Raw genomic sequence first — 9,251 nt, forward strand, 5'->3', positions numbered from 1 at the left:
CAACTTTCGGGGTTCACTTCAGAAAGGCGGTTTTTTTATGCGGAAGGTTCAGCTCAATCTACCAGGTTGCACAATAGCGTTTAAACACGCCACAGGGCTCGCTGTCGTGTTTAAACCTTACTCCAGTGCCTGTATGGCTTCCTTGTAATGCTTGCGACAAACGGAGACATAGCTCTCGTTACCGCCAATCACTACCTGCTCACCGGCATGCATCGCCTGCCCGCTCTCATCCAGCCGTAACACCATATTGGCCTTACGTCCACAATGGCAGATAGTTTTCAACTCTACCAGTTTGTCCGCCCAGGCCAGCAAGTATTGGCTGCCAATGAACAGTTCACCCAGGAAGTCGGTACGCAAGCCGTAACACAAAACCGGAATATCCAGTTGGTCGACGACATCGCATAATTGCTCAACCTGCTGCTTCGTCAGGAACTGGCTTTCATCCAACAACACGCAGTGTATCGGTTGCTGTTGATGTTCCTGTGCAATCATCGCGTAGAGCATCGACTCATTATTATAGAGCTGTGCCTGAGATGACAGGCCAATCCGCGAGCTCACCTTGCCCACGCCAAAACGGTGATCTATTTCGGCGGTAAACACCAGTGTACGCATACCACGTTCTTGATAATTATATGAAGATTGCAACAACGCGGTAGATTTCCCTGCGTTCATTGCAGAGTAATAAAAATAAAGTTGAGCCATGGGCCCGCAACTCCAATGGTATAAGAAATATTCAAACGTTGATTCAGGCGTAAAGTGTACCATAACCTGTCGGCCTGCTCACGCCTCCGGGTTAATCAACATCCCGACAAAACGAATACCAAACTTTCAAGTGAAACATTCCGTTCTGTACGTGCCATGCCTTTACATCTATTTACAGGATAATTTCCGTCTGTCATCACATTTAATTACTGCTAATGATTAGCACCAGGCATTAATGGTTATAGCAACACAGGTCTGCCCCGTCCCCCGAGACACAGAGAAATTGAATCTATTAACGCCTACCGGTGCGACACCAGAGTATTTAATGACATAAAACAGCTAAGGGTACAGTTCTTGACGTTATCTTTACTCGTATACCCCCATTGTTTACAGTGTTGGTATACTTAGGCGCGTGATTTAACCCACAGAATTCAGCGTAATATTGATATAAAACACAATTATAACTTAGCCATGAATGCCCTTCAGGCATAGTAAACATACCCTACTGTTGAAAATTTGACTTAAAAATGGAGGTTGTAATACTTATCGCCCCCACCTATATTACCCGTAGTGTTCCGGTTAGGTGTTTTAAAAGGTAAATTTGAGCGTTCCTTTCAATTTGTCTATTGCAGAAAAGAAAAGAGCACTCTATTATTATCCAGACGCCCCCCACCAATATAATTTGAGACTAGGACAATGAGCGAAGCATTAAAGATTTTGAACAACATCCGTACTCTACGCGCACAGGCAAGAGAATGTAGCCTGGAAACGCTGGAAGAAATGCTTGAAAAACTGGAAGTTGTTGTGAACGAACGTCGCGAAGAAGACAGCCAGGCTCAAGCAGAAGTTGAAGAACGCACCCGTAAACTGCAGCAATATCGTGAAATGCTGATTGCTGACGGTATTGATCCTAACGAACTGCTGCAAACTATGGCTGCTACTAAAGCCGCTGGTAAAGCTAAACGTGCAGCACGTCCGGCTAAATACCAATATAAAGATGAAAACGGCGAACTGAAAACCTGGACTGGCCAGGGCCGTACTCCAGCAGTGATTAAGAAAGCTATCGAAGAGCAAGGTAAATCTCTGGACGATTTCCTGCTGTAATAGCATTTCGATGCACGTTAAAAAGGCTCCCTTGGGAGCCTTTTTGTTATGCTTATTTCCTGGCTGGTTAGAACATAAGTTAAGCTTTAGGTAATTATCCTATGGCAGCCCCCCTCTCCCCATTGGTTTTTTTCTCCTGACTTACCGAACTGACCTGACTATGTCTAAGCATAAAAAAAGGGGCCAAGGCCCCTTATAGCATTTACGTACTGCTCAATTACTGAGCTTTATAAAATGACTTATACCATTCAACAAAGCGTTTCACGCCTTCTTCAACGCTGGTTTCAGGCTTGAAGCCAATAACACGATAAAGCTCCGCAGTATCAGCACTGGTATCTAACACGTCACCAGGCTGCATCGGCAGCATATTCTTACGAGCCTCAATCCCCAACGCCTGTTCCAGTGCACTGATATATTCCATCAGCTTCACCGGGCTGCTGTTGCCGATATTATAGACATGGTACGGCGCAGAACTGGTCGCTGGCGATCCCTGCTCAACTGTCCAGGCAGCATTGGCCTGAGGAATAACCGCCTGCAACCGCACAATAGACTCCGCGATATCGTCGATGTAGGTAAAGTCACGGTGCATCTCCCCGTGGTTATATACATCGATGCTCTCGCCCGCCAATATAGCCTTGGTAAATTTAAACAGCGCCATATCCGGGCGCCCCCACGGACCATATACGGTAAAGAAACGCAAACCGGTGGTGGGAAGACCATATAAGTGGGAGTAACTGTGCGACATCAGCTCATTGGCTTTTTTGGTAGCCGCATACAATGATATCGGGTGATCAACAGAATCTTCAGTCGCAAAAGGCAGCTTACGATTCAGCCCATATACCGAACTGGAAGAAGCATATAACAGATGCTCGACTTTATTGTGTCGACATCCTTCCAGCACGTTTAAATGCCCGATGAGATTCGAGTCAGCATAGGCCAGCGGGTTTTCCAATGAATAACGCACCCCGGCTTGAGCCCCAAGATGAATCACCCGCTGGAACTGGTGCTCGGCAAACAGCTGCGCCATGCCCTCACGATCGGCCAAATCCAGCTTAATAAACTGGAAATCGGGTTTATCCGCCAGCAGATCAAGGCGAGCCATTTTCAGACCCACATCGTAATAATCATTCAGGTTGTCGATACCGACAACCTGATGCCCAGCGGCCAACAGACGCTCAGCGGTGTAATAGCCAATAAACCCTGCCGCGCCTGTAACCAGGAATTTCATATTTGTCCCTTAAATAACCGGCTGAATGGACGCACCGCGACCAATGGCATAATAGGTAAAGCCGCGGCTTTCCAGACGCTCAGGGTCAAACAAGTTGCGGCCATCAAAGATCACCGGCTGCTTTAACGAGCCTTTAATCACGTCGAAATCAGGCGCGCGGAAATTCTGCCATTCGGTACAGATAACCAACGCGTCAGCCCCCTGCAGGGCCGCTTCTTTGGTACCTACCAGCTTCAGATCGTCACGCTGGCCATAGATGCGCTGTACTTCGTTCATCGCTTCAGGGTCGTACGCCTGCACGGTAGCACCCGCTTCCCACAGCTGCTCCATCAGCACACGGCTGGAGGCTTCACGCATGTCGTCGGTATTAGGTTTGAAGGCCAGTCCCCACAACGCAAAGGTTTTGCCCTTCAGATCTTCACCAAAGTGATGCTTGATAAATTTGGTCAGCTTATATTTCTGCTGATAGTTAACCTGCTCTACCGCCTGCAACAGTTTTGGCTGGTAGCCAATATGCTCCGCGGTGCGGATCAGGGCCTGAACGTCTTTCGGGAAGCAGGAGCCGCCATAGCCGCAGCCTGGATAGATAAAGTGATAGCCGATACGGGAATCAGAACCGATACCCTGACGCACTTTCTCAATGTCTGCACCAAGCATTTCGGCCAGATTAGACATTTCATTCATAAAGCTGATTTTGGTCGCCAGCATGCAGTTGGCAGCATACTTGGTCAGTTCAGCACTACGAATATCCATCATGATCATACGATCGTGGTTGCGGTTGAACGGCTCATACAGCTCGCGAATAGGCTCGATCACATCTTTGTTATCGGTACCGATGACGATGCGCTCAGGACGCATGCAGTCTGCTACCGCAGCGCCTTCTTTCAGGAATTCCGGGTTGGAAACCACATCGAAGGCAACCTTGCTACCGCGTTTCTGCAGCGTTTCTTCCATAACCTGACGGACTTTATCTGCGGTGCCGACCGGCACGGTAGATTTATCAATCACCACTTTGCGATCGGTCATATGTTCTGCGATGGTACGAGCCACGGCAGTCACATATTTCAAATCGGCAGAGCCATCTTCGTCCGGTGGTGTGCCCACGGCGATGAATTGAATGGTGCCATGCGCGACCCCGGCTTTTGCATCGGTGGTGAAATGCAGACGACCGGCTTCATAGTTTTGTTGCACCAACGGCGTCAGACCAGGCTCAAAAATAGGGATGTTCCCTTTCTTCAGGTTTTCGACTTTATGCTCGTCTATATCGATACACATAACGTCGTGACCGACTTCAGCCAGAACCGCAGCCTGCACCAGGCCAACATAGCCAATACCAAAAACTGTTACTTTCATGGGAAAATCCTAGTTTTTCAAATTAAGACGAAAGATAAATAAATTATTTCTTATCAGCGGCCAGTAACTGTTTCAACCACTGAGTAAACTCTTGGCCCAGCCCGGCATGTCGCATGCCATATTCGACAAACGCCTGCATATAACCGAGCTTATTGCCGCAGTCATGGCTGATCCCTTTCAGGTGATAAGCCTCTACTGTCTCTTGCTGCATCAGCATTTCAATGCTGTCGGTAAGCTGGATTTCACCACCGGCACCCGGAGGGGTTTTCGACAGCAGCGGCCAGATATCGGCGGAGAGCACATAGCGGCCAACAATGGCCAGATTAGATGGCGCTTCATCCGGCGAAGGTTTCTCGACTACGCTGACCATCGGGGCACTTTCGCCCGGCTGCAGATCATACCCTTTGCAATCGGCCACGCCGTAGTTGCCAACATCTTTATGTGGCACGGGTTCGACCATAATCTGGCTGATACCGGTTTGTTCATAGCGCTGCAGCATTTCGTGCAAATTGTCTTTTTTCAGATCGGAGCTGTACTCATCGAGGATCACATCCGGCAAAATTACGGCCACCGGCTCGTCACCCACCAGCGGGTAAGCGCACATAATCGCGTGCCCCAACCCTTTAGCTACCCCTTGACGTACCTGCATCACGGTAACGCCCTTTGGACAAATAGACTGAACTTCATCCAGCAACTGACGCTTAACACGTTTTTCCAGCATCGCTTCCAGTTCAAAACTGGTATCGAAATGGTTTTCGATCGAATTCTTGGAGGAATGGGTTACCAACACAATCTCGTTAATCCCTGCTGCAATACATTCATTGACAACGTATTGGATCAAGGGCTTGTCAACCAGCGGCAGCATTTCTTTTGGAATGGCTTTTGTCGCCGGTAACATCCGTGTTCCCAAGCCTGCAACCGGGATCACAGCCTTTCTGACTTTACGATTTACAGCAGGCATTATTTCCTCTCTTAATAGTGCTCGGTTTATGAGCTTCATCCGCCATACAAAAAACCTCCGGAGTATACCAGTTTATGACTGACTGGCATTAGCCGCAGCACAAATAGAAAAACTTTAGGACAATTACCCAATGGGTTAACTGAGGTAAAAATAAGCACGTCAAATATCTAAATTTTACATGCTGTTTTAATCCGGTGGTTTATTCGGCGCTGAGCATCAAGCGTAGCCGGCCGCCAGAGCCCCAGACCTGGCACTGCCAAGCGGCACAGTGCTGGCTGATTTGATTCATATAGGTCGCACCCAGCGTCCCAAGCGGCACGCCGTTGCTCAGTTGAATTTGATTATCGCCGGTATTTACATTGGCATGCAGACCGGCGGAGACCAAAATCAGGTTTTTATATTCGGCGTGATAATAACCGACCAACAACGGGAATTGCCCTTCCAGTTTGCCCTGACGTAATAATTGATTAACTTGCTTTAACAATGCGGTCATTTGCGGCAACCGATGGCGCTGATTAGCTAAATGATCCTGCAGTAATCCATTAAATAAAGCCCGCAGGAGTAATGCCGCCAATACGCCATTATCCCCTGCGCGGGTCACATCCAGACAATAGAACGCCAGATCCTTATCCGATAACGCTGCAATATCCAGCACCAACCCCGGGTTCTCGCCGGTGGTTAATTGCCGGTAATTAATCCGGCAATGAGCGATGGTCTGCTGCACCGGAGGCTGTAACTGTTTGAGTAACTTCACCGCTTCGGAGGGATTTTTACTCAGTGCATCCCAGTCCTGGAACAGTTCCACTTCTTCGATAGCCGGTGAGGTAAACATATTGGGATACAGACAGCCCAGCACCGCTTCACGCAGGCGATTGAGATCGGTCACCGGTTTTAACAACACGTCCTGGACGCCTAACCGCAACATTTTGGCGATATCCGCCATTTTGTCGGTCGCCGAGATCACCAATACCGGGGTTTGTACGCCTTGCAGGCGCAGATGTTCGACAAACTCGATCCCATCCATTTCCGGCATCGCCAGATCGCACAGGATTAAATCGGGATGAACATCATCCACCAAACTCAATGCCTGCAAACCGTTGGCCGCTTCACTGGTTTCCGCCCCCAACGATTTCAAATAGCCAACAAGCACGGAACGAAAAACCAGTTCGTCCTCAACGACCAAAATGCGCTTGTGAGTCAGTGGTAATGCCATCAGCCGAGCCTCTTCCCTTTCCATAGTGTAATAGTGGCTCAAAAAGACCGTTTATGCCTGCCTGAAATTTTCACCAGCGCAGAGCATGCCGTTAAGAACCGTAAATTATTTGTTTTTTATCAATGGCAATAGCATATCCAGCTGTTTTTCAACCGCCAGTCTACCCGCTTCTATCGCCTCGTCGGCACGATGGAAGTCTAACGTCGAGATCTGTGGACAATAGGGTTGGATCAGCACATCCGGCGGATCGCCGGCCATGCGATTGCGTTTCAGCCGATTTTCCAGCACCTGGATCGAGGTCCCCATGATCTCCATCGCCGTCGGCGTGAAATTCGGCTTTCTGGTGGTCATTTTGCTGATACGTTCCCTCAGTCGCCCTCGCCAGTTTCGGGCAGGGAGATCTTTTGGTGTCTCCATATCAGGAGTGCGTACCGAGAACAGATCCTGCTGCATCAGATGGGCATCATGTTGCAAGTCAACGGCAATAACGATGTCTGCCCCCAAAGCCCGGGTCAATGAGATAGGCACCGGATTCACCACCGCACCATCCACCAGCCAATAGCCGTCAAACCATACCGGCGCCAACAGACCAGGCATACTGCACGACGCACGCACCGCCTGATGAATATCCCCTTCCGTTAACCACAGTTCCCGTCCGGTGCTCAGATTAGTCGCCACCGCGCCAAACTTCAGTGAACATTCAGCGATATCATCAATTTTTAACAACTGCCCTACCGCATTGAACACCCGTTCCCCACGCAACAGCCCGCCGCGTTGCCAGGACAGGTCCATCAGACGGATCACATCCCAATAGCTGAATGAACGCACCCAGGTTTCCATCGCCGGCAGACGGTGGCTGGCAAAGGCAGCCCCCACCAAGGCACCCACCGAGCAGCCGGCTACTATATCGACTTCAACACCCAATTTCTTTAGCGCGTTGATCACCCCGATATGTGCCCACCCTTTGGCCGAACCCGCGCCCAATGCCAATCCGATCTTAATTTTCCGCATCGTTTCCGTCCTTTTTCGGTGAATGTTACGCCCCAGCTGTCAGCCTAGATTGTCACAGCCGAATATTGTTAGGTAACATATGCTCTAAATTTGTTTCGGCATCGGCCCGTTCATTTCGTTCCGGCCATTTTAGGAGTCACCTTGCCCGAATTATGCCCCTGCGGCAGCGGCCTGGAGTATAGCGCATGCTGCGAGCCCTACATCAACGGCACCCAAACGCCGTCGACCCCCGGTAAATTAATGCGTTCGCGTTTTAGCGCTTACGTAAAACACAATGTGGATTATCTGGTAGCCACCTGGCATCCGGACTGTCATGCCGCTGAATGGCGCAATGGGATCGTCGACAGCTTCAAAAATACCGAGTGGATCGGCCTGACGGTGGTGGAAGAAAAACAGGGATATGAAGCCGGAGAAGGTTTTGTCGAGTTCATCGCCCGCTTCGTCGACGGCAGTACCGGCGAGCACAAAGCGATGCACGAGCGTTCGCGCTTCCTTCTGCTTGACCAACGCTGGTATTATATTGACGGAACCAAACCCCAGCCTGGCAGAAACGCCATTTGCCCCTGCGGATCAGGGAAAAAATATAAAAAGTGCTGTGGGCGTTAGCCGACAGTCACAGGCACCATAGATTTCAGGCGTGGCCAATCGGGCACAGCTTGAAAACAAAGATGATAAAAACTCTCGCCTGCGAAGACAGGACGTTCAGTATCAGACAGGATCCTCACTCCCATGCCACACCAAAATGTACAAAGAAAAGTTTTGCGCACCATTTGTCCGGATGCAAAAGGTCTGATCGCCAAGATCACCAATATTTGTTACAAGCATGAACTCAACATTATTCAAAACAACGAGTTTGTTGATCACCGCACCGGCCGTTTCTTTATGCGTACCGAACTGGAAGGCATTTTCAACGACACCACACTACTGGCAGATCTCGACAGCGCGCTGCCGGTGGGTTCGGTTCGTGAACTGCATAACTCTGGCCGTCGTCGTATTGTCGTCCTGGTTACTAAAGAGGCACACTGCCTGGGCGACCTGTTGATGAAAAGCGCCTACGGTGGTCTGGATGTAGAAATCGCTGCGGTTATCGGTAACCACGACACCTTGCAAACGCTAGTCGAACGTTTCGATATTCCGTTCCACCTGGTCAGCCATGAAGGTCTGACGCGCGATCAGCACGATCAGAAAATGATGGCCCAGATTGATCAGTATCAGCCGGACTATGTGGTACTGGCCAAGTATATGCGGGTGTTGACGCCGGCATTCGTCCAGCACTACCCGAATCAGGTGATCAACATCCATCACTCGTTCCTACCGGCGTTTATCGGTGCCCGACCTTATCATCAGGCTTACGAACGCGGCGTGAAAATCATCGGCGCTACCGCCCACTACGTTAACGACAATTTGGATGAAGGCCCAATCATCATGCAGGACGTGATCCATGTCGATCACACCTATTCTGCTGACGATATGATGCGTGCCGGACGTGACGTTGAAAAGAATGCGCTCAGCCGCGCGCTGTACCATGTGCTGGCGCAGCGGGTATTTGTTTACGGCAACCGGACGGTTATTCTGTAATTGCTCAATAAAGCGGTGCCTTTCGTTCAGGGATGCACCGCCACGAGTAAAAAACCGGCAAACGATTCATTTTCTGCATTTCAATACTTTACACGCCCGTT

General features: G+C 49.7%; 9 protein-coding genes. 3 read left to right on the top strand and 6 right to left on the bottom strand.

From position 1 onward, the window contains the following. Positions 1-117: 117 nt before the first annotated feature. Complete coding sequence (locus tag BEI65_RS16120) at positions 118-702, bottom strand: thymidine kinase (protein WP_085117085.1); 585 nt, start codon at positions 700-702, stop codon at positions 118-120. Positions 703-1,398: 696 nt separating this feature from the next. Here BEI65_RS16120 and hns point away from each other — a divergent pair. Then, the gene (gene hns, locus BEI65_RS16125; protein ID WP_006321188.1) at positions 1,399-1,806 is read left to right on the top strand and encodes a histone-like nucleoid-structuring protein H-NS; all 408 of its coding nucleotides are present in this window, start codon (positions 1,399-1,401) and stop codon (positions 1,804-1,806) included. A 217-nt stretch (positions 1,807-2,023) separates the two neighbouring features. On the opposite strand, the gene BEI65_RS16130 is transcribed toward hns, so the two are convergent. The 5 genes from BEI65_RS16130 to rssA form a co-directional block, all read right to left on the bottom strand. Continuing rightward, the gene (locus tag BEI65_RS16130) at positions 2,024-3,034 is read right to left on the bottom strand and encodes an NAD-dependent epimerase (protein ID WP_099064214.1); all 1,011 of its coding nucleotides are present in this window, start codon (positions 3,032-3,034) and stop codon (positions 2,024-2,026) included. 9 nt (positions 3,035-3,043) lie between these two features. After that, the gene (locus BEI65_RS16135; RefSeq protein ID WP_099064215.1) at positions 3,044-4,387 is read right to left on the bottom strand and encodes a UDP-glucose/GDP-mannose dehydrogenase family protein; all 1,344 of its coding nucleotides are present in this window, start codon (positions 4,385-4,387) and stop codon (positions 3,044-3,046) included. 43 nt (positions 4,388-4,430) lie between these two features. Next, entirely contained in the window at positions 4,431-5,348 is a 918-nt protein-coding gene (gene galU / locus BEI65_RS16140) for a UTP--glucose-1-phosphate uridylyltransferase GalU (protein WP_099064216.1), read from the bottom strand. 199 nt (positions 5,349-5,547) lie between these two features. Continuing rightward, the gene (gene rssB / locus BEI65_RS16145) at positions 5,548-6,561 is read right to left on the bottom strand and encodes a two-component system response regulator RssB (RefSeq protein WP_099064398.1); all 1,014 of its coding nucleotides are present in this window, start codon (positions 6,559-6,561) and stop codon (positions 5,548-5,550) included. 105 nt (positions 6,562-6,666) lie between these two features. Then, a complete protein-coding gene (gene rssA, locus BEI65_RS16150; protein WP_099064217.1) occupies positions 6,667-7,572 on the bottom strand; it encodes a patatin-like phospholipase RssA in 906 nt (301 codons plus the stop codon). A 141-nt stretch (positions 7,573-7,713) separates the two neighbouring features. On the opposite strand from rssA, the gene BEI65_RS16155 reads away from it, so the two are divergent. Together BEI65_RS16155 and purU are read left to right on the top strand one after the other, a co-directional pair. After that, complete coding sequence (locus BEI65_RS16155; protein ID WP_099064218.1) at positions 7,714-8,178, top strand: YchJ family protein; 465 nt, start codon at positions 7,714-7,716, stop codon at positions 8,176-8,178. A 123-nt stretch (positions 8,179-8,301) separates the two neighbouring features. Then, entirely contained in the window at positions 8,302-9,150 is an 849-nt protein-coding gene (purU, locus tag BEI65_RS16160) for a formyltetrahydrofolate deformylase (RefSeq protein ID WP_085117091.1), read from the top strand. The last annotated feature ends 101 nt before the right edge of the window (positions 9,151-9,251 follow it).

The organism is Serratia sp. BW106 (assembly GCF_002607755.1).
GTDB lineage: Bacteria > Pseudomonadota > Gammaproteobacteria > Enterobacterales > Enterobacteriaceae > Serratia > Serratia proteamaculans.

Coding starts and splice junctions, on each gene's coding strand:
- BEI65_RS16120 (WP_085117085.1), bottom strand. CDS start 702: ATGGCTCAACTTTATTTTTATTACTCTGCAATGAACGCAGGGAAATCT.
- hns (WP_006321188.1), top strand. CDS start 1,399: ATGAGCGAAGCATTAAAGATTTTGAACAACATCCGTACTCTACGCGCA.
- BEI65_RS16130 (WP_099064214.1), bottom strand. CDS start 3,034: ATGAAATTCCTGGTTACAGGCGCGGCAGGGTTTATTGGCTATTACACC.
- BEI65_RS16135 (WP_099064215.1), bottom strand. CDS start 4,387: ATGAAAGTAACAGTTTTTGGTATTGGCTATGTTGGCCTGGTGCAGGCT.
- galU (WP_099064216.1), bottom strand. CDS start 5,348: ATGCCTGCTGTAAATCGTAAAGTCAGAAAGGCTGTGATCCCGGTTGCA.
- rssB (WP_099064398.1), bottom strand. CDS start 6,561: ATGGCATTACCACTGACTCACAAGCGCATTTTGGTCGTTGAGGACGAA.
- rssA (WP_099064217.1), bottom strand. CDS start 7,572: ATGCGGAAAATTAAGATCGGATTGGCATTGGGCGCGGGTTCGGCCAAA.
- purU (WP_085117091.1), top strand. CDS start 8,302: ATGCCACACCAAAATGTACAAAGAAAAGTTTTGCGCACCATTTGTCCG.